This is a genomic window from Rubrivivax gelatinosus, assembly GCF_004340905.1.
Classification (GTDB): domain Bacteria; phylum Pseudomonadota; class Gammaproteobacteria; order Burkholderiales; family Burkholderiaceae_C; genus Rubrivivax; species Rubrivivax gelatinosus.
In genome coordinates this window covers 117769-138014 of record NZ_SLXD01000010.1, presented here as the reverse complement: position 1 = coordinate 138014, position 20246 = coordinate 117769, and the positions used below count along the sequence as shown (strand labels likewise).

Below are 20246 nucleotides of genomic sequence, written 5' to 3'. Positions count from 1 at the left end.
TCCGACTGGATTATTAAGTCCTTGTAAATCAACAGCTTGGGTATTGGCACGGGGATTGCGAAAACCGCTTGTCCCTCGGCGGAATCGAGGGCAAAAGACGCAAAACGTCCCACGCCGCCGTACCTCCCATCGGTCGTACGGCGCTCACCGGAGAACCAAGACAATGTCCAAAGTAACCGCTCTCGCGGATGCCGTCGCCCGAATCCCGGACGGGTCCACGCTGATGATCGGCGGCTTCATGGGGGTCGGGTCGCCGCACCGCCTGATCGACGAACTCGTTCGCCAGGGCAAGCGCGACCTGACGGTGATCGCCAACGACACCGCCCGCAAGGGGGTCGACATCGGCAAGCTGATCGCCGCCGGCGCCGTCAAGCGCCTCGTCGCGTCGCACATCGGGCTGAACCCCGAAACCCAGCAACGCATGATCGCCGGCGAGATCGAGGTCGAACTCGTCCCGCAGGGCACGCTGGCCGAGCGCATCCGCGCCGGCGGCACGGGCCTGGGCGGCGTGCTCACGCCCACCGGCGTCGGCACCGTGGTCGCCGACGGCAAGCCCACGCTGGAGATCCAGGGCAAGACCTTCCTCGTCGAGACGCCGCTGCGCGCGGACTTCGCGCTCGTCGCCGCCTGGCGCGCCGACTACATCGGCAACCTCCAGTACGAACTCACGGCACGCAACTTCAACCCCGTGATGGCGCTGGCCGCCGACCACGTGATCGCCGAAGCCGGCGAGATCGTGCCGGTGGGCGTCATCGCGCCCGACCAGGTGGAGACCGTCTCCGTCGTCGTCGACACCCTCGTGGCCAAGGAGGCCTGACCATGGATGACAAGACCCTCATCGCCAAGCGCGTCGCCCAGGAACTGCGCGACGGTCAGCTCGTCAACCTCGGCATCGGCCTGCCGACGCTCGTCGCGCGCTACCTGCCCGCCGGCGTCAACGTCTTCTTCCAGTCGGAGAACGGCGTCATCGGCATGACCCCGCTGCCCGAAGCCGGCCTCGCCGCCGACGCGCTGACCGACGCCGGCGGCACGCCCACCAGCATCGTGCCGGGCGCGGCGGCCTTCGACAGCGTCGCCTCGTTCGGCTTCATCCGCGGCGGCCACCTCGACGTCACGGTGCTCGGCGGCCTGCAGGTCGACGAGAACGGCCAGCTCGCCAACTGGATGGTGCCGGGCAAGATGGTGCCGGGCATGGGCGGCGCGATGGACCTCGTGAGCGGCGCCAAGCGCGTGATCGTCGCGATGACGCACACCGCCAAGGGCGAGCCCAAGATCATCCCGAGCTGCCAGCTGCCGCTGACCTCGGTGCGCCGCGTCGACCTGATCGTCACCGAGATGGCGGTCATCGAGCCCACCGACGAAGGCCTGGTGCTGCGCGAAGTCGCGCCCGGCTTCACGGTCAAGGACGTGCTCGCCGCCACGGCCGCGCGCCTGGTCGTGCCCGCCGACGTCAAGACGATGTCGCTCGACGCCTGAGCCCACCCCTCTCTTCCAGGAAGACAACCATGTCAGCAGTTCTCGACAAGAACGGGGTTCCCCAGACCGACGGCGACGGCCCGCGCGGCCTCGCCCGCCTGGCCTACGCCTTCACCGGCTGGGCCGAAAAGTGGTTCCCCGACGCCTTCGTCTTCGTCATCCTGACGCTGTTCGCGGTCGTCATCGGCGATCTGGCGATCGGTGCCACGCCGCTGGCCATCGCCAAGGGCTTCGGTGACGGCTTCTGGTCGCTGATCCCGTTCACGATGCAGATGGCGATGGTGGCCATCGCCGGCTACGTGGTCGCCGCGTCGCCGCCGTGCACGCGGCTGATCGACCGCCTGGCCGCGGTGCCCAAGACCGGCCGTGGCGCGATCGCCTTCGTGGCCTTCGTCTCGATGATCGCGTCGCTGTTCAACTGGGCGCTCAGCCTGGTGCTCGGCGGCCTGCTGGTGCGTGCCCTGGCGCGCCGTGCCAACCTGAAGATGGACTACCGCGCCGCCGGCGCCGCGGCCTACCTGGGCCTGGGCGCGACCTGGGCGCTGGGTCTGTCCTCGTCGTCGGCGATGCTGCAGGCCAACCCGGCTTCGCTGCCCAAGTCGATCTCCGAGATCAGCGGCGTGATCCCGCTGTCGGACACGATCTTCCTGCCGCAGTCGATCCTGATGTGCGTGATCATCATGGCCTGCACGATCACGGTGGCCTACTTCTCGGCCCCGACCGGCGCCACGGTGAAGACCGCCGAGGACATGGGCTGCGACGTCTCGGCCGACACCAAGGTCGAAGAGAAGGCCGGCCGCCCCGGTGACTGGTTCGAGTTCTCGCCGATCCTGCCGATCCTCGTCGTGCTGCTGGCCGCCGGCTTCATCTGGACCGAGTTCCAGGCCAAGAGCCCGCTGAACGTCATCTCGAACCTGAACACCTACAACTTCGTGTTCCTGATGATCGGCCTGCTGCTGCACCGCAACATCCGCTCCTTCCTGAAGGCGGTGGCCAAGGCGGTGCCGACGACGGCCGGGGTGCTGATCCAGTTCCCGTTCTACGGCGCGATCGCAGCGATCCTGACGCACGTGACCGGCAGCGACGGCGTCTCGATCTCGCACCACATCTCCGAGCTCTTCGTCTCGATCGCCAACGGCAGCACCTTCCCGGTCGTCATCGGCATCTACTCGGCGATCCTCGGCTTCCTGGTGCCCTCGGGCGGCGGCAAGTGGATCATCGAAGCGCCGTACGTGCTGCAAGCCGCCAAGGACCTGCATGCGCACATGGGCTGGGCGGTCCAGGTCTACAACGCCGCCGAGGCGCTGCCGAACCTGATCAACCCGTTCTGGATGCTGCCGCTGCTGGGCGTGCTGGGCCTGCGTGCCCGCGACATCGTGGGTTTCTGCTTCACGCAGCTGATCTTCAACGCCCCGCTGGTGATGTTCCTGCTCTGGGGCCTGGCGCTGACGCTGTAGTGCCCTGCGCGGGCGGGGTGAGCCCCGCCCGCCGCCTGTTTCTCCCGACCGACTCTCCTTCACCCGTCCAACCCGCCGGGAGCGCTCCGCGAGGCGCTCCCGCCACTGGAGACCCCACATGACCGACATCGTCATCGCCGCCGCCGCCCGCACGGCCATCGGCTCGTTCAACGGCACGCTCGCCTCGCTCGAAGCGGCCGAACTCGGCACCATCGCCATCCGCGCCGCGCTGGAGCGTGCGCAGCTCGACGCCGCCCTCATCGACGAGGTGATCCTCGGCCAGGTGCTGCCCGCCGGCCAGAGCCAGAACCCGGCGCGCCGCGCCGCCGTCAACGCCGGCATCCCGCAGGAAGCCACGGCCTTCGGCCTGAACCAGGTCTGCGGCTCGGGCCTGCGCGCCGTCGCGCTGGGCGCGCAGCAGATCGCCTGCGGCGACGCGAAGTTCGTCGTCGCCGGCGGCATGGAGAGCATGAGCCGCGCGCGCCACGTCGCCCACCTGCGCAACGGCGTCAAGATGGGGCCGCTGGAGTTCGTCGACAGCATGATCTGCGACGCGCTGACCGACGCCTTCCAGGGCTACCACATGGGCATCACGGCCGAGAACATCGCCCGCCAGTGGGGCATCACGCGCGAGGAGCAGGACGCTTTCGCCGTGGCCTCGCAGAACAAGGCCGAGGCGGCGCAGAAGGCGGGCCGCTTCGCCGCCGAGATCGTGCCGGTGACGATCAAGTCGAAGAAGGGCGACACCGTCTTCGACCAGGACGAGTTCGTGCGCCACGGCGCGACGCTGGAAGCGCTGGCCAAGCTGCGCCCGGCCTTCGACAAGGCCGGCTCGGTGACCGCCGGCAACGCCTCGGGCATCAACGACGGCGCCGCCGCGGTGGTGCTGATGACGGCCCAGGAAGCCGAAGCCCGCGGCATCCGCCCGCTGGCGCGCATCGCGTCCTGGGCCACCGCCGGCGTCGACCCGTCCATCATGGGCACCGGCCCGATCCCCGCGTCGCGCAAGGCACTCGCCAAGGCCGGCTGGACCGTCGCCGACCTCGACCTCGTCGAAGCCAACGAGGCTTTCGCGGTGCAGGCCCTCTCGGTCGGGCGTGAACTCGGCTTCGACCCGGCCAGGCTCAACGTCAACGGCGGCGCGATCGCGCTCGGCCACCCGGTGGGCGCCTCCGGCGCACGCGTCCTGACCACGCTGCTGTATGAGATGCAGCGCCGCGAAGCCCGCAAGGGCCTGGCCACGCTGTGCATCGGCGGCGGCATGGGCGTCGCGATGTGCCTGGAACGTGCCTGAAGATGTGAGTACTTGACATTCGTCGCCTGCCGCCCATACCGCGGCGGGCGCCGATCGGGTATATATCGCGACTTCCGGTATGCGGGTTTACGTGCACTCGCAGCATCCGCCGGATCGCCCGCAGGCAGACAGGAGTGTCGTCATGCCGCGCGTTAGTCCCGAGATGGGCGCCCTTCCCAGCAGGCGATTTGCACGATCCTGATCCGACCCCTTGCCGGTGTCGGGCCTGCAAGCCCCTGTTCGAAAGAATTCAGATGTCCATCTCCACGCCGCTGACGCTGGTCGTCAACTGCGGCTCCTCCTCCCTCAAGTTCGCGCTGTTCGATCCGCGCGAGTCCGAAGCCCTGCTCGGTGGCCTGGCCGAGTGCCTGGACGCCGCCGACGCCCGCATCCGTTTCGACGCCGACGGCGAACGCACGGTCACGCAGCTCAACGGCGGCGGCCACCGTGAAGCGCTGGCCGCGCTGCTCGCCTTCCTGGCCGCTCGTGGCCTGCTCGAGCGTGTGGCCGCCGTCGGCCACCGCGTCGTGCACGGCGGCGAGCGTTTCACGCAGTCCGTCGAGATCACCGCCGAGGTGCTGGCCGACATCGAGGCCTGCGCCGAGCTGGCGCCGCTGCACAACCCGGCCAACCTGATCGGCATCCGCGCGGCCATCGCCGCGCTGCCGGCGGCGCGCCAGGTCGCGGTCTTCGACACCGCCTTCCACCAGACGATGCCGGCCGAGGCCTACCTGTACGCGCTGCCGCAGCAGTACCGCCGCGAGTACGGCGTGCGCCGCTACGGCTTTCACGGCACCTCGCACCGCTGCGTCTCGCAGCGTGCGATCGAGCGCCTGGAGCTCGACCCCACCGACAACGCGCTGATCGTGCTGCACCTGGGCAACGGCGCCTCGGCCACCGCGATCCGCAACGGCCGCAGCGTCGACACCTCGATGGGCCTGACCCCGGTCGAAGGCCTGGTGATGGGCACCCGCTGCGGCGACGTCGACGCCGGCGCGCTGCTGTACATCGCGCGCCGCGCCGGTCTCGACCTGGACGGCGTCGACACGATGATCAACAAGAAGAGCGGCCTGCTCGGCCTGTCCGAGCTGTCCAACGACTGCCGCACGCTGGAGCAGGCGGCCGCCGCCGGCCACGAAGGCGCGCGCACCGCGCTGGACGTGTTCTGCTTCCGCATCGCGCGCACCGTCGGCGCGCTGGCCGCATCGCTGCCGCGCCTGGACGCCGTGGTGTTCACCGGCGGCATCGGCGAGAACTCGGCCAACGTGCGCGCCAAGGTGCTCGAGCGCCTGGCGATCTTCGGCCTGGACGTCGACCACGAACGCAACGACGTGACACGTGGCGGCGCCTGCGCCGTCATCAGCCGCTCGCACCGCCCGGCCGCGATCGTCGTGCCCACCGACGAGGAAGGCACGATCGCACGCGACACCGCGGCGATCGCCTTCGGCCAGTCGGCTTCGGCCGCGGAGGTCGCGTGATGCAGGCCCGCCGCCATACCCGCCTGCTGTACGTGGCGCCGACGGCGCCCGGCTACGGTGCCTCCTCGATCGCGCTCGGCCTGGTGCGTGCGCTGCAGGCCGCCGGCGTGCGCGCCGGCTTCGTCAAGCCGATCGCCGACCCCGGCGTCGAGCGTGACGCCGAGGACCGCTCGGTGGTCTTCGCGCGCCGCCTGTTCAACCTGCCGGTGCCGCGTGCGCTGCCGATGGACACCGCCGAGGCGATGACCCGCGCCGGCGAGATCGACACGCTGCTCGAAGACGTGGTCGCGCTGGTCCAGGGCGTGGCCGCGACGGCCGACGTCGTCGTCGTCGAAGGCGCGACGCTGGCCGACGGCCACCCGCTGGTCGCCGACCTGGACCTCGCGGTCGCCAAGGCGCTGCAGGCCGAGGTGGTGCCGGTGGTGCCGGGCCAGGAAGACGACGCGCTGGCGCTGGCCGGCCGCATCGCCGACGTGGCGCACCGCTACGGCCGCGACGGCTTGCCGCCGGTGGGCGTGGTCATCTCGCGTGCCCGCGCCGACCTCGGCGAGGGCTTCGAGGCCGCCGCCCCGCTGCTGGGCATCGTGCCGGACGATCCGGCGATGGCCGCGCCGCGCGTGGCCGACGTCGTCGAGGACCTGGGTTTCGAGGTCGTCGAAGCCGGTGACCTGGCCAGCGCTCGCGTGCAGAACGTCGTCGTCGCCGCGCGCAGCCCCGAGCATCTGGTCGTGCGCCTGGGCCCGGGCACGCTGGTCGTGACGCCGGGCGACCGCGCCGACGTCGTGCTGACCACCACCTTCGCCAAGGCCACCGGCATGCCGATCGCCGGCGTGCTGCTGACCTGCGGCGAACAGCTGGCGCCCGAGCTCAAGACCTTCCTCGAGCCGCGCCGCGCCGGGCTGAACATCCTGCGCACCGAGCTGCAGACCTTCGAGGCCGTCAGCCAGCTGGCCAACCTCGACCGCCGCGTGCGCGTCGACGACCTGGAGCGCATGGAGCGCCTGGTCGAACATGCCGCCGACCACCTGGACGTCAGCGGCCTGGCCGCCACCGCGGCCGTGCCGCGTTCGGCGACGATGACGCCGCCGATGTTCCGCCACGCGCTGATCCACTCGGCGCGTGCGGGCCAGAAGCGCATCGTGCTGCCCGAGGGCGACGAACCGCGCACGCTGGCGGCCGCCGCGATCTGCGCGCGCAAGGGCATCGCCCACTGCGTGCTGCTGGGCGCGCCCGACGCGGTGCGTGCCGCCGCCACGCTGCACGGCATCGAGCTGCCCGACTCGGTCGAGATCCTCGATCCGGACGTGGTGCGCGAACGCTACATCGGCCCGATGGTCGAGCTGCGCAAGTCCAAGGGCCTGACCCCGGGGCAGGCGGCGATGCAGCTGGAAGACACCGTCGTGCTGGGCACGATGATGCTCGCCACCGGCGACGTCGACGGCCTGGTCTCGGGGGCGGTGCACACGACGGCGAGCACGGTGCGTCCGGCGCTGCAGCTGATCAAGACGGCGCCGGGTTCGTCGATCGTCTCGTCGGTGTTCTTCATGCTGATGCCCGACCAGGTGCTGGTCTACGGCGACTGCGCGATCAACCCCGACCCGAGCGCCGAGGAGCTGGCCGAGATCGCGATGCAGTCGGCCGACAGCGCCGCGGCCTTCGGCATCGAGCCGCGCGTGGCGATGATCTCGTACTCGACGGGTTCGTCGGGCACGGGCGCCGACGTCGACAAGGTGCGCGAGGCCACCCGCATCGTCAAGGAGCGCCGCCCGCAGCTGGCCATCGACGGCCCGATGCAGTACGACGCCGCCTCGGTGGAGAGCGTGGGCCGCCAGAAGGCCCCGAACTCGCCGGTGGCCGGCCGCGCCAACGTGTTCGTGTTCCCGGACCTCAACACCGGCAACACGACCTACAAGGCGGTGCAGCGCTCGGCCGGGGTCATCTCGGTCGGCCCGATGCTGCAGGGCCTGCGCAAGCCGGTGAACGACCTGTCGCGCGGCGCGCTCGTCGACGACATCGTCTACACGATCGCGCTGACGGCGATCCAGGCCGCGACGGCCTGATCGCCTGCACGGAGCGCCGCTCGGCGCTCCGCGGCGGGCCTCCCCGAGTGGCGGAGGCCCGCATGCGACGCTGCGCTACAGCCGCGTGCGGTACACGGCCGGCGTCTCGCCGAACGTGCGTCTGAACAAGCCGATGAACGCGCTCGCCGTGGCGTAGCCCAGGTCGAGCGCGATCGTGCCGACCGGCACGCCGGCGGCCAGCATCTCCAGCGCCTTCAACAGGCGCGCGCGCTGCCGCCAGGCGGTGAAGTGAAAGCCCGTCTCGTCGACGAAACGCCGGCTCAGCGTGCGCGCGCTGAGCGAGGCCCAGGCGGCCCATTGCTCCAGCTCGCGTGCGTCGGCCGGGTCGGCGATCAGCGCCCGGGCGATGCGCTGGGCGCGTGCGTCGCGCGGCAGTGGCAGCCCGAGCGGTTCGACCGGCAGCGTGCGGATCTCGTCGAGGATCAGTTCGGCCACCCGCGTGCGCGCCGCATCCAGCGGCCCGGGCGGCCAGGTGCTGGCGCGCAGCACCGCTTCGCGCAGCAGCCCCGAGGTCCGCAGCGTGCAGGGCCGCGACGGCAGGTCGTGGCAGGCCGATTCGGCGACGTAGGCGCTCCAGCCGTGGAACGGGCCGTGCGCCCGGCCGCTGTGCCACTGGTGCGGCGGCAGCCAGACCGCGTGGATCGCGGGCACGACCCAGACGCCGTCCTCGATCCCCACCGTCAGCAGGCCACGCAGCGAGCCGACCAGCTGGCCGCGTGCGTGGCGATGCGCTTCGGACGACAGTTCCTCGACGCCGGCGGCCGCGGCGGCGAAGACGATGGGGCCGTCGGCACTGTTCGTCGCGTCTGGATCGATCTGCATTCCCATGGCGGCTGCGTGATATTGATTGGCAGATCCAGTCTATAGCCGCCAGTCCGATGGCGCCTAAGCTGCCGCCCGCATCAGCGCTGGGGCGCAGGAGAAGGCAGATGACGAACGGCGGCAGGAATGTTCAACAGGCCTCGGCCAAGCCGGTCCCGCAGGCGGACCTCGACCTGGACACGCTCTACGACCCGCCGTCGGAGCGCATCCAGAAGGCGGTGACCGACCGCCTGCACGCCTTCCACGAGGCCTACCTGAAGGCGGCCAGCTTCTTCTGCCTGGCGACCGGCAGCGAGCACGGGCTGGACGCCTCGCCACGCGGCGGGCGGCCGGGTTTCGTCCAGGTGCTCGACGAGCGCCATGTGGTGTTTGCCGACTGGCCCGGCAACAACCGCATCGAGTCGCTGCGCAACCTGCAGCGCGACGAGCGCCTGGGCATGGTGTTCCTGTTCCCGGGGCTGGAAGTCTTCCTGCGCATCAACGGCCGCGGCCGCATCAGCACCGACCCCCGGCTGCTGGCGCAGTTGAAGGAGGGCGAGCGTGTGCCGAAAACGGCCACCGTGGTCGCCGTCGACGAGGTGCTGTTCCACTGCGGCAAGGCCATCAACCGCGCGCGGCTGTGGCAGCCGGAGTCGCGGCTGGACGCCGCCGCGCTACCCACGGTGGGCAGCGTGCTGGCCGAACTGGGCCGGCTGGCCGACGCGCGCGCGACGATGGACGCGGCTCAGATCGCCCAGGTCGACGCGCACTACACGCAGGCCGTGCGCCAGGACCTCTACTGAGAAGGTGTGAAAGAACCCGCCATGCCCGCGTCGATCCGCCCAGCGACCCCGAACGCGCCACGGCGAGACAACGCCTCGGAACTGATCGCAGCGCGCCCGGCACCGTCTCGGGGTCGCTCGTCGGCTCGCCCCTTCGGGACGGGGCCCATCCGGGCGTCGGGCGGCGTTGCGCCGCTTGCCGGTACATCGAGTACCGGCTGCGCGACGCGCCTTGCCCGACACCCGGCTGCACCCCGTCGCGGGCACGCCGGGTTCTTTCACACCTTCTGAACCGGCCTCAGCCTGCCAGCCGCCGCAGCACGTCCAGCAGCACGTTCGCACCCTGCGCGAGCTGCTCGGCCGGCGTGTGCTCGCGCGGGTTGTGGCTCAGGCCGCCGGCGCTGGGCACGAAGATCATCGCTGCCGGGCACACGCGCGCCAGCATCTGCGCGTCGTGGCCGGCGCCGGACGTCATGCGGCGCACGGCGTAACCGCGTGCCGCGGCGGCGGCTTCGATCGTGCGCACCAGGCGCTCGTCGAAGACCACCGGCTCGAAACGCGCCAGCCGGCGCGAGCTCACCGTCAGGCCGCGTTCGGCCGCCAGGCGTTCGAGGAAAGCCGCGAGTTCGGCTTCGGCCTGCTGCAGCCGGGCTTCATCGGTGTGGCGCAGGTCCACGGTCAGCGTCGCGCGTGCCGGGATCACGTTGATCAGGTCCGGGTGCAGGCGCAGCCGGCCGACGGTGGCGACCTGCGGTTCGCCGGCGCGCAGCGCCAAATCACGCACGAAGACGGCGATCTCGGCCGCTGCCGCGCCGGCGTCGCGGCGCAGCCGCATCGGCGTCGTGCCGGCGTGGTTGGACTGGCCCTCGACCGTGATCTCCTGCCAGGAGATGCCTTGCAGGTCGGCGACGGCGCCGATCGCCACGCCCTCGGTTTCCAGCACCGGGCCCTGCTCGATGTGCAGCTCGACGAAGGCGTGCGGGCGGATCGCACCGACGTCCAGGTCGCCGGCGTAGCCGATGCGCACCAGCTCGTCGCCCAGACGGGTGCCGTCGATGCCGATCGTGTCCAGCGCGTCGGGCAGCGCCAGGCCGCCGGTGTGCACCAGCGAACCCATCATGTCGGGCGGGTAGCGCACGCCTTCCTCGTTGCTGAACGCGGCGACGACGATCGGCCGGCGCGTCGTGACACCCAGCTCGTCGAGCCGGCGCACGGCTTCCAGCGCCGCCACCACGCCGTAGACACCGTCGTAGCGCCCGCCGGTGGCCACCGTGTCCAGGTGCGAGCCGGTCATCACCGGCGCCGCGCCCGGCTCGCTGCCGGCGCGGGTGCCGAAGACGTTGCCGATGCGGTCGACCTGCACTGTCAGGCCCAGCTCGTGCATCCAGGCGACGAGGCGGTCGCGGCCGTCGCGGTCGGCGTCGCTCAGCGCCAGGCGGCAGACGCCGCCGTCGGGCGTGGCGCCGATCTCGGCGTGTTCGGCGATTCGTGAGGCGAGACGGTCGGCGGCGATGCCGTCGCGCGCCAGGTGCTCGTGCTGCGCGGCCAGCACCGCCTCGGCGTCGCGGCCGACGAGGCCGGCGTAGACCCCCGGCGCGGTCGCGCCTTCGCTGTTGATCAGCAGCACCCGCGACCGGGCATCGAGCCCCAGCCGCTCGCGCGCCGCCGGGTCGGCGCACAGCGCCTGCAGTGCCGCCAGCCCGGCGACACCCGACTCGCCGCCGACCAGCGGCAGGTCGCCGTGGGCGCCGTCGGCCAGTTCGCGCATCGCCTGCGCCGCCGCCTCGTCGGGCACGGTGAGGAAGGTGTCGACGGCCGGTGCGAGAAAACGCCAGGCCAGCGGCGAGGGTTCGCCGCAGGCCAGCCCGGCCATCAGCGAGTCGGTGCTGCCGCTGGCGCGCACCGGGCCGCCGGCGAGCGCGCTCTGCAGCAGGCAGTCGGCCTGTTCGGGTTCGACGACGATGAAACACGGCCGCGCCGCACCGGCGGCTTCCCACAGGCGGCTGACGACACCCGCGGCCAGCCCGCCGACGCCGCCTTGCAGCACGACGTGGGTGTAGGGCCGGTCCACCAGCTCCAGCACCTCGTCGGCGATCACCGCGTAGCCCTGCATCACGTCGCGCGGCACGGCTTCGTAGCCTTCGTACGAGGTGTCGGAGACGACCTCCCAGCCGTTGGCCGCGGCCAGGCGTGCGGCCTCGACGACCGAAGCGTCGTAGTCGCCGGCGATGCGCACGATCTCGGCGCCGAAGGCGGCGATCGCGTCTTCGCGCTCGGGGCTCACCTGGGCGTGCAGCACGATGACGCAGCGGCAGCCCAGGCTCTGCGCGGCGGCGGCGAGTGCTCGGCCGTGGTTGCCGTCGGTCGCGGCGATGACGGTGAAGCCGGCCAGCGCGGCGGCGTGGTGACCGGCGAAGAGCTCGGCGGCGGTCCAACCGGCTTGTGCATGCCGGCGCTGCACCAGGCGCAGCAGCGCATACGGCGCGCCCAGCGCCTTGAAGCTCGCCAGCGGCGAGCGCCGGCTCTCGTCCTTCAGGTCGATGGCGGCCAGGCCCAGCGCCGCGGCGCGGCCGGGCAGGGCCCACAGCGGTGTCGGCAGGCGCGCCAGCAGCGGCCAGTGGGCCAGCGCCTCGCGGGCGGCACGGGCGGCGTCGGCGTTCAGCAGCGCGGCGAGTTCGGCGTCGTAAGGGCGGCGCGTGGCCTGCGGGTTGTGGGCGATCACGGGCGGGTATCCGAGGCGTTGGCGGGCAGGCGCAGGCGCACCAGTTCGGCGAACCAGCGGGCGCCGACGGGCAGCAGGGCGTCGTTGAAGTCGTAGCCGGCGTTGTGCAGCGGCGTCGCGCCGGGCTCGGCGCCGCTGCCGTTGCCGAGGAAGACGAAAGCGCCGGGGCGATGCAGCAGGAAGCGGCCGAAGTCCTCGGACGCCATCACCGGCGGCGTGTCGCCGTCCACCTGCGCGGCCGCGACGACACGCCGCGCGGCGTCCAGCGCCGCGGCCACCGGCGCGGCGTGGTTGATCGTCGGCGCGAACTCGTGCGTGTACTCAACCTCGCAGCGCGCGCTGTGGGCGCGCGCGATGCCGTCGGCCAGTTCGCGGATGCGGCGTTCCAGCAGCGCCTGGACTTCCGGCGCGTAGCTGCGTGTGTCGCCTTGGATCACCACCTCGGACGGCACGGCGTTGCGGATGCCGTCGGTGTGGAACTCGGTGCACGACAGCACGGCCGGCTGCTGCGGGTCGACCGAACGCGCGACCACGCTCTGCAGCGCCAGCACGATCTCGGCGCCGACGACCAGCGGGTCGACCAACTGATGCGGCCGCGCCGCGTGGCCGCCGCGGCCGCGCACGCGGATGACGAAGTTGTCCTCGCTGGCCATCAGGCCGCCGACACGCGTGGCGATCTGGCCGGCCGGCAGGCCCGGCATGTTGTGCACGCCGTAGATCTCGTCGAACGGGAAACGCTCCAGCAGCCCGTCGGCCAGCATCGCCGCGGCGCCGCGGCCGTGTTCCTCGGCCGGCTGGAAGACGAAACGCACCGTGCCGTCGAAGCCGCCGCCTTCGGCCAGCAGCTGGGCCGCCGCGAGCAGCATCGCCATATGGCCGTCGTGGCCGCAGGCGTGCATGCGGCCGGCGTGTTGCGACGCGTAGGCGCGGCCGGGCGCGTGTTCGTGGATCGCCAGCGCGTCCATGTCGGCGCGCAGCGCGACGATGCCGGCCCCGCTGCCGCGGCGCAGCGTGCCGACGACGCCGGTGCCGCCGATGCCGCGTGCCACCTCGATGCCCAGCAGCGTCAGCACCTGGGCGACACGCTCGGCGCTGCGGTGTTCGTCGAAGCCGGTCTCGGGGAAACGGTGGAAGTCGTGGCGCCAGCGGCGCCAGGTGGTTTCGGTGTCGGGGTCGTGGGGCGTCATCGGCGTGCGCAAGGGGGCGGCGGTGGCCGTCATTGTCGGCACGCTGCCGCGAGGCAAACAATCGATCCGCCGGGCCCCGCTGCTATCGTTGTCTCATGACCGATCTGCTCGCCGAGACGAAACCCGCCGCCACGGTGCTGGACGCGCCGGACGCGCTCGACCTGCGCCTGCTCGACCTGCTGCAGGACGACGCCACGCTGCCGATGCGCACGCTGGCGGCCAAGGTCGGTTCGTCGCCGGCCACCTGCCAGCGCCGCATCGCGGCGATGCGCGCCTCGGGCGTGCTGCTGCGCCAGGTCGCGATCGTCGACCGCCAGCGTGTCGGCCGGCCGCTGACGGCCTTCGTCTCGGTGGAACTGGACCGCCAGAACGACGCGCTGCTGCGCCAGTTCGAGCAGCGCATGGCCGCCGAGCCGGCGGTGCAGGCCTGCTACGAGGTCTCGGGCGAGTACGACTTCCTGCTCGTCGTCACTGCGGCGTCGATGCAGGAGTACCACGCGTTCACGCGGGCGGTCTTCTCGTCGAACCACAACGTGCGCAACTTCAAGAGCATGTTCGCGATGCACTGCTCGAAGTTCGAGACGCGGGTGCCGTTGGCGCAGGCGGCGCAAGTGTGAGCTTGGTGCTGCTCGAGGCCGACCCGCTGGGCGCCGACGCGCTGGCGCTGCTGCGCCTGGCCGCGGCCGAGGCGCGTGCGCTGTACCCGGAGGCTTTCGCGCCCGGCGCGCCCGAACCGGGCAATCGGCCGACGCCGCCGCGCGGCGCCTACTTCGTCGCTCATGACGGCGGGCGCGCCGTCGGCATGGCTGCGCATCAGCCGCTGGACGCCGACACCAGCGAACTGCGCCGGCTCTACGTGCACCCCGAGGCGCGGCGCCTGGGCGTCGCGCGCGCGCTGCTGGCGGCCGTCGAGGCGCACGCCCGCGGCCAGGGTTTCGTCTGCCTGCGGCTGGAGACCGGCCACCGCCAGCAGCCGGCGATGCGGCTGTACGAAGCGGCCGGCTGGGTGCCGATTGCGCCGTTCGGGCCTTACGTCGGCGACCCGACCAGCGTCTGCTACGAGAAACACCTCGTGCCGGAGCACGGCTGAAATCTTCAGACGGAGCGCACGACCTCGGCGCCGGCGGCTTCCAGTGCCGCGCTGGCTTCGTGCGCCGCGGCTTCGTCGCGCGGGTGGGCGACGACCGCCGTGCGGCCATGGCGCAGCGCGTGGCGCACGCGGCGGATCACCAGCGCGCGGTCCGGGCGCAGCGTCAGCAGGCCGGCGACCAGCATGCCGGCGATGGCCATGAAGCCGGCGGCGGCGCCGGTGGTCGCCCAGGGCGAGGCCACCGCGGCCGGCCAGCCGCCGACGATCAGCGCCGCGGCCAGCAGCAGGCCCAGGCCGAAGCCCAGCGCGCCCAGCAGCACGTGGCTGCGCAGCATCGTGTGCCAGATGCCGCGCTGCTCGGGTTCCAGCGTGCGCGCGATGTCGGGGTCGCCGGGGGCGACGACGGCGACCTCGCGTTCGTCGGCCGACAGCCGCGTGCGCAGCGCCTCGGCGGCGCGGCGCGCGGCGGCCGGTTCGGGGAACAGGCCGGCGACGAGGGTCAGCGAACGTTCGCCGAACAGCGGGGCGTGGGTCGTGCTCATCTCGGGCTCCTTTGGAATGCGGGCGGCGCGGACGTCGCCCGTGTGCCATTGCAGGCCCGCGACGGGGCCGCGGCCATCGCCGGACACCGCGTCCGTGTGTGGGCACCGGCCTACACCCCGGCGCGGGCCTTAAGCTGCGGCGCCTCGAGACACCGCCGCACCGTCCATGTCCGTCCGTTTTCTGCCGTTGTCGCTGCCCTTGCCGCTGCTCTGCGCCTGGGCCGCCGCCGTCGCCCAGACGCCCGACGAACGCCTCGCCGCCTGCGTCGAGATCGCCGCCGCACCCGACCGCCTGTCCTGCTACGACCGCCTGGCCGGCCGCGCCCCGGTGGCGCCGCCGCCGGCCGCCGAGGCCCCGCCGACGCTGCTGGCCGCGCGCGGCGCGCCGGTCGAGGACCCGGCCGAGCCCCGGACAACGAGTCTGCTGTCGCGCTACTGGGAGCTCGACCGCGCCGACAAGCGCGGCATCTTCAACTTCACCGGCTACCGGCCCAACTACGTGATGCCGGTGCATTACACCGACCGCATCAACCGGCGCCCGGGGACGCCGACGCAGCCCGAGGTCGACCAGCCCAACTACCGCAACGTCGAGGCCAAGTTCCAGCTCTCGGTGCGTGCCAAGCTGGCGCAGGGGCTGCTGCTGCCCGACGCCGACCTGTGGTTCGGCTACACCCAGCAGGTGCTGTGGCAGATCTGGAACACCACGGACTCCAAGCCCTTCCGCAACGCCGACTACGAGCCCGAGCTGATCTACATGGTGCCGACGCCGCAGGGGCTGCAGCCGCTGCCGCTGGGCTGGCGCTGGCGCTACACCGAGCTCGGCCTGGCGCACCAGTCCAACGGCCAGAGCGACCCGCTGTCGCGCAGCTGGAACCGCAGCTACCTCGGGGCCGGCTTCGAGCGCGGGCCCTGGACGCTGCAGGCGCGCCTCGCGCACCGGCTGTCGGAGTCGCGCGACGACGACGACAACCCCGACCTCGTGCACTACCGTGGCCGTGCCGACTTCACGCTCGGCTGGGCCTCGGGGCTGCACACCGCCACGCTGCTGTATCGCACGACGCTGCAGGAGGGCCGCACCGGCGCCTTCCAGTTCGACTACACCTACCCGGTGTTCTCCGACCAGCCCAACGGCCTGCGCTGGTACTTCCAGCTCTTCAGCGGTTACGGCGAGACGCTCACCGACTACAACTTCCGCCAGAACAGCGTCGGCCTGGGGCTGAGCTTCCTGCAGTTCTGACGCGGCGCTGCCGGCTTGGCCGGGGGGATACTTGCCGCCGTTCCCGTCCCTTCCTGCTTCCCATGACCGACTTCCTCGTCCGCGGCGCCGCCGAACTGTGGACCGGCCGCCGCGACGCGATGCGCGTGCGCGGGCCGGTGGACCTGCGTGTGCGCGCCGGCCGCGTCGCCGCCATCGGCACGCTGGCCGCCGAGCCCGGCGAACGTGTGCTCGACGCCGCCGGCTGCATCGTCTACCCCGCCTGGGTCAACACCCACCACCACCTGTTCCAGAGCCTGCTCAAGGGCATCCCCGGGGCGATCGACCTGCCGCTCGTGCCCTGGCTGGGCGCGGTGACGGTGCCTTACCGCGCGGGTTTCCGCAGCGAGGACGCCTTCCGCGTCGCGGTGCGCGTGGGCCTCGTCGAGCTGGCGCTGTCGGGCTGCGGCACGGTGGCCGACCACCAGTACCACGTCTACCCGGGCATGGACTACGACCCGTCGGAGGTCTGCTTCGAGGAAGCCGAGCGTCTGGGCCTGCGTTTCGTGCTCTGCCGCGGCGGCCAGACGCTGCCCAGCGCCGACGCCCCGCCCGAGGCGGTGCCTGAGACGCTGGAGCAGTTCCTGGCCGGCGTCGAACACGACGCGGCACGGTTCCACGACCCCTCGCCGCACGCGATGCGGCGTGTCGTCAGCGCGATCACCACGCCGCACACCAGCTGCACGTCAGGCGAGCTGCGCGAGATCGCGCGCCACGCCCGCGGCCTGGGGCTGCGCCTGCACAGCCATCTGTCGGAGACCGACGACTACCTGCGCTGGGCACGCGAGCACCACGGCTGCTCGCCGATCGAGTTCGCCGAGCGCCACGAGTGGCTGGGCCCCGACGTCTGGTACGCGCACATGGTGCATCTGGACGACGCCGAACTGCGCCGCTGCGCCGAGACCGGCACCGGCATCGCGCACTGCCCGCAGAGCAACGCGCGCCTGGGTTCGGGCATCGCGCGCATCCCCGAGGCGCTGGCGCTGGGCGTGCCGGTCGGCCTGGCGGTCGACGGTGCGGCGTCCAACGAAGCCTGCGACATGTTCAGCGAAGCCCACGCCTGCTGGCTGACGCACCGCGCCGACCCGCGTTCGGGCCGCTTCGCCGGCCAGCCCGGCGGCCACGCCGGGGCGATGACGGTCGAGGACGTGGTGCACGTCGGCACCGCCGGCGGTGCACGGGTGCTGGGGCTGGACGGCGTCGGCACGCTGGCCGTGGGGCAGGGCGCCGATTTCGCGGTCTACGACCCGCGCGAGCCGCGCCACTTCGGCCTGCACGACCCGGCGGTGGCGCCGGTGGCCAGCGGCGGGCGCACGCCGCTCAGGGCGCTGGTCGTCGCCGGGCGTGTCGTCGTCGAGCACGACACGATCCCCGGGCTGGATCTGGCGGGCCTGCGCGAGGATGCCGCGCGCTGGGTGCGCGCGCTGCGCCGCTGATCAGGCCGCTTCGAGGCGGAAACGCGCCACCAGCGTCTGCAGCGCCTCGGCCTGGCGGCGCAGGCTGTCGGCGGCGGCGGCGCTCTGCTCGACGAGCGCGGCGTTCTGCTGCGTCACGTCGTCCAGCGTCGTCACGGCCTGGCCGACCTGGTCGATGCCCGAACGCTGCTCGGCGCTGGCATTGCCGATCTCGCCGACCAGGGTGCTGACACGTTCGACCTGGGCGACGATGGCGGTGATGCGCTCGCCGGCATCGGCGACCAGCCGGTTGCCCGACTCGACGGTGTCGCGGCTCTGGCCGATCAGCGTCTTGATCTCGCGCGCCGCCTCGGCGCTGCGCTGGGCCAGCAGGCGTACCTCGCCGGCGACGACCGCGAAGCCGCGGCCCTGCTCGCCGGCGCGCGCCGCTTCCACCGCGGCGTTGAGCGCCAGGATGTTGGTCTGGAAGGCGATGCCGTCGATCGTGCCGATGATGTCGCCGATGCGCTGCGAGCTCGTGCCGATCTCGTGCATCGTCGCCACGACACGCTGCATCGCCTGGCCGCCAGCGCCGGCGCCGGTGCTGGTCTCGGCGGCCAGGCGCGCGGCCTCGCTGGCGGTTTCGGCGTTGCTGCGCACCGTCGAGGCCAGTTCCTCCATCGACGCGGCGGTCTGCTGCAGGCTGCTGGCCTGGGACTCGGTGCGCCGGCTCAGGTCGGCATTGCCGACCGCGATCTCGGAGCTGCTGGTGGCGATCGAGTCGGCGGCGCCGCGCAGTTCGCCCACCAGCTGAACCAGCGCCGCGTTCATGCGCGACAGCGCGGTCAGCAAGCGGCCGGTCTCGTCGCGCCCGCCTTCGGGGATGCGGCTGCCGAGGTCGCCGGCGGCGACGCGGTCGGCCACGGCGACGGCGGCATTCAGCGGCACCGTGATCGAGCGCGTGATCAGCCAGGCCAGCAGCGCGCCGGTGGCCAGCGCGATCAGCGCCGCGACGATCATCATCACGCGCGCCCGGTCGTAGGCGGCGGCGTCCTCGGCGGTGGCGTTCTGCATCGCCGTCTGGCTGAACTTCTGCAGGTCACGCAGCGCGCCGGCGAAGGCGTGCAGCGATTCGTAGGTGACGCCGAAGAGCTGCGCCGCGGCAGCGCCCTCGTCGGCGTTCTCCACCGTCTTGAAGACCTCGGCGACCTCGCGCTTGTAGCGCTGGCGCGCGGCCTCGGCCTTGTCGAACAGCGTCACCGCCTCGGCGTCGTCGAGCAGCGGCTTGAGCTCGGCCATCGCGTCGTCGAAGGCCTTGATGTTGACCTCCAGCCGTTCCCGCGCCTTGGCCAGGCGCTCGGGGCTGGTGTCGCCGACGATCTGCATCACCCGGCCGATGCTGCCGCGCACGTTGTCCAGCGCCGCGCCCACCAGCGAGACCTTGCGGTACTCGGTGACGGCGATGTGCTCGGTGCGCGCGTGCATGCCGGACATCGTCCAGCCGGCCAGCGCCAGCGTCGCCACCATCATCAGCAGCACGGCGACGAAGGCGGCGGCCAGGCGCACGCCGATGCGGAGATCTCGGAACACAGTCATGCCAGCCCTCGTCGGCCAATCGGGATTGCCGTCTCTATCGGCCAGGGAGGTGGGCGTCTTGAGTCTGCGTGGCCAACATTTCCATCAATTCTGCCAATGGAGGCGATCTTGACCCGGGCGCACCGGCCGCGGCGCCCATGCGGGACAATACGGACATGATCCAGCAGCGCACCCTGAAGAGCCTCACGAGGGCCGTGGGCGTCGGTGTCCACAGCGGGCAGAAGGTCGAGCTGACCCTGCGCCCGGCTCCGCCGGACACCGGCATCGTCTTCCGCCGCACCGACCTGCCGGTGCCGGTGGACATCCCGGTGCGCCCCGACACCGTCAGCGACACGCGCATGGCGACGACGATCAGCCCGAACGGCGACCCCGGCGCGCCCAAGGTGCAGACCATCGAGCACCTGCTGTCGGCCTGCGCCGGCCTCGGGCTGGACAACGTCTACATCGACATCACCGCCGAGGAGGTGCCGATCCTTGACGGCTCGGCGGCGAGTTTCGTCTTCCTGCTGCAGAGCGCGGGCATCCAGCTGCAGAACGCGCCCAAGCGTTTCCTGCGCGTGAAGAAGCCGGTCGAGCTGCGCGAAGGCGAGGGCGCGTCGCTGAAGTGGGCGCGGCTGGAGCCCTACCACGGCTACAAGCTGAGCTTCGAGATCGAGTTCCACCACCCGGCGCTCGACGCCACCGGCCAGCGCCACGAGTTCGACTTCGGCAGCGGCCGCTACAAGACCGACATCGCGCGCGCACGCACCTTCGGCTTCACGAAGGACGTCGAGATGATGCGTTCGCGCGGCCTGGGGCTGGGCGGCAGCATGGACAACGTCATCGTCGTCGACGAGTACCGCGTGCTCAATGCCGACGGCCTGCGCTACGACGACGAGTTCGTGAAGCACAAGATCCTCGACGCGATCGGCGACATGCACGTCGCCGGCAAGCCGCTGCTGGCCAGCTACACCGCGTTCAAGGGCGGCCACGCGCTGAACAACCGGCTGCTGCGCAAGCTGCTGGCCGACAGCACGGCCTACGAGATCGTCAGCTTCGAGCGCGAGAGCGACGCGCCGCGCGGCTTCGCCGAGCTGGCGCCGGCCTGGTGA

The 20246-nt window shown here is 72.0% G+C and carries 17 protein-coding genes and 1 pseudogene; 12 read left to right on the top strand and 6 right to left on the bottom strand.

Going from position 1 to position 20246, the window contains the following annotated elements; all coding sequences use genetic code 11:
• The first annotated feature begins 163 nt into the window (after positions 1-163).
• The 6 genes from EV684_RS16165 (at position 164) to pta (ending at position 7765) form a co-directional block, all read left to right on the top strand.
• Positions 164-817, top strand: a complete 654-nt coding sequence (locus tag EV684_RS16165; protein WP_132648315.1) for a CoA transferase subunit A — start codon at positions 164-166, stop codon at positions 815-817.
• A 2-nt stretch (positions 818-819) separates the two neighbouring features.
• Complete coding sequence (locus tag EV684_RS16160; protein ID WP_132648314.1) at positions 820-1476, top strand: 3-oxoacid CoA-transferase subunit B; 657 nt, start codon at positions 820-822, stop codon at positions 1474-1476.
• Positions 1477-1505: 29 nt separating this feature from the next.
• Positions 1506-2933 (top strand): short-chain fatty acid transporter, encoded by a 1428-nt coding sequence (locus EV684_RS16155; RefSeq protein WP_132648313.1) that lies wholly within the window; start codon positions 1506-1508, stop codon positions 2931-2933.
• Positions 2934-3051: 118 nt separating this feature from the next.
• Positions 3052-4227: an acetyl-CoA C-acetyltransferase gene (locus EV684_RS16150; RefSeq protein WP_132648312.1), complete on the top strand. Its 1176-nt coding sequence runs from the start codon at positions 3052-3054 to the stop codon at positions 4225-4227.
• Positions 4228-4481: 254 nt separating this feature from the next.
• A complete protein-coding gene (locus EV684_RS16145; protein ID WP_132648311.1) occupies positions 4482-5705 on the top strand; it encodes an acetate/propionate family kinase in 1224 nt (407 codons plus the stop codon).
• Positions 5705-7765 (top strand): phosphate acetyltransferase, encoded by a 2061-nt coding sequence (pta, locus tag EV684_RS16140; protein ID WP_132648310.1) that lies wholly within the window; start codon positions 5705-5707, stop codon positions 7763-7765. Before EV684_RS16145 ends, pta begins: the two co-directional genes overlap by 1 nt.
• A 75-nt stretch (positions 7766-7840) precedes the next feature.
• On the opposite strand, the gene EV684_RS16135 is transcribed toward pta, so the two are convergent.
• The gene (locus tag EV684_RS16135; RefSeq protein WP_132648309.1) at positions 7841-8614 is read right to left on the bottom strand and encodes an AraC family transcriptional regulator; all 774 of its coding nucleotides are present in this window, start codon (positions 8612-8614) and stop codon (positions 7841-7843) included.
• 101 nt (positions 8615-8715) lie between these two features.
• On the opposite strand from EV684_RS16135, the gene EV684_RS16130 reads away from it, so the two are divergent.
• Entirely contained in the window at positions 8716-9390 is a 675-nt protein-coding gene (locus EV684_RS16130) for an MSMEG_1061 family FMN-dependent PPOX-type flavoprotein (protein ID WP_132648308.1), read from the top strand.
• 277 nt (positions 9391-9667) lie between these two features.
• Here EV684_RS16130 and EV684_RS24415 read toward each other — a convergent pair whose 3' ends face one another.
• From EV684_RS24415 to EV684_RS16120, 3 genes and pseudogenes are all read right to left on the bottom strand, one after another.
• The gene (locus tag EV684_RS24415) at positions 9668-10918 is read right to left on the bottom strand and encodes a Zn-dependent hydrolase (protein ID WP_375138665.1); all 1251 of its coding nucleotides are present in this window, start codon (positions 10916-10918) and stop codon (positions 9668-9670) included.
• A gap of 12 nt (positions 10919-10930) precedes the next feature.
• Positions 10931-12091, bottom strand: a pseudogene (locus EV684_RS24410) (diaminopropionate ammonia-lyase); the annotation flags it as partial.
• Complete coding sequence (locus EV684_RS16120) at positions 12088-13278, bottom strand: amidohydrolase (protein ID WP_132648306.1); 1191 nt, start codon at positions 13276-13278, stop codon at positions 12088-12090. The gene EV684_RS16120 and the pseudogene EV684_RS24410, both read right to left, overlap by 4 nt.
• Positions 13279-13373: 95 nt before the next feature.
• Here EV684_RS16120 and EV684_RS16115 point away from each other — a divergent pair, with 95 nt between their 5' ends.
• Together EV684_RS16115 and EV684_RS16110 are read left to right on the top strand one after the other, a co-directional pair.
• A complete protein-coding gene (locus EV684_RS16115; RefSeq protein WP_242478678.1) occupies positions 13374-13895 on the top strand; it encodes an Lrp/AsnC family transcriptional regulator in 522 nt (173 codons plus the stop codon).
• The gene (locus EV684_RS16110) at positions 13892-14368 is read left to right on the top strand and encodes a GNAT family N-acetyltransferase (RefSeq protein ID WP_132648305.1); all 477 of its coding nucleotides are present in this window, start codon (positions 13892-13894) and stop codon (positions 14366-14368) included. The genes EV684_RS16115 and EV684_RS16110 overlap by 4 nt, the downstream gene beginning before the upstream one ends.
• Before the next feature lie 5 nt (positions 14369-14373).
• Here EV684_RS16110 and EV684_RS16105 read toward each other — a convergent pair whose 3' ends face one another.
• Positions 14374-14910, bottom strand: a complete 537-nt coding sequence (locus EV684_RS16105) for a hypothetical protein (protein WP_132648304.1) — start codon at positions 14908-14910, stop codon at positions 14374-14376.
• A 166-nt stretch (positions 14911-15076) separates the two neighbouring features.
• On the opposite strand from EV684_RS16105, the gene EV684_RS16100 reads away from it, so the two are divergent.
• Positions 15077-16147: a phospholipase A gene (locus EV684_RS16100; protein ID WP_132648303.1), complete on the top strand. Its 1071-nt coding sequence runs from the start codon at positions 15077-15079 to the stop codon at positions 16145-16147.
• Between the two features lie 62 nt (positions 16148-16209).
• Positions 16210-17601, top strand: a complete 1392-nt coding sequence (locus EV684_RS16095) for an amidohydrolase family protein (protein ID WP_132648302.1) — start codon at positions 16210-16212, stop codon at positions 17599-17601.
• Here the strand turns inward: EV684_RS16095 and EV684_RS24595 are convergent, their stop codons facing one another.
• Positions 17602-19155 carry a methyl-accepting chemotaxis protein gene (locus EV684_RS24595; RefSeq protein WP_132648301.1) on the bottom strand — a complete coding sequence of 518 codons (1554 nt, stop codon included), beginning with the start codon at positions 19153-19155 and terminating at the stop codon, positions 17602-17604.
• Between the two features lie 155 nt (positions 19156-19310).
• Between EV684_RS24595 and lpxC the strand changes: the two genes are divergently transcribed.
• Positions 19311-20246: a UDP-3-O-acyl-N-acetylglucosamine deacetylase gene (gene lpxC / locus EV684_RS16085; protein ID WP_132648300.1), complete on the top strand. Its 936-nt coding sequence runs from the start codon at positions 19311-19313 to the stop codon at positions 20244-20246.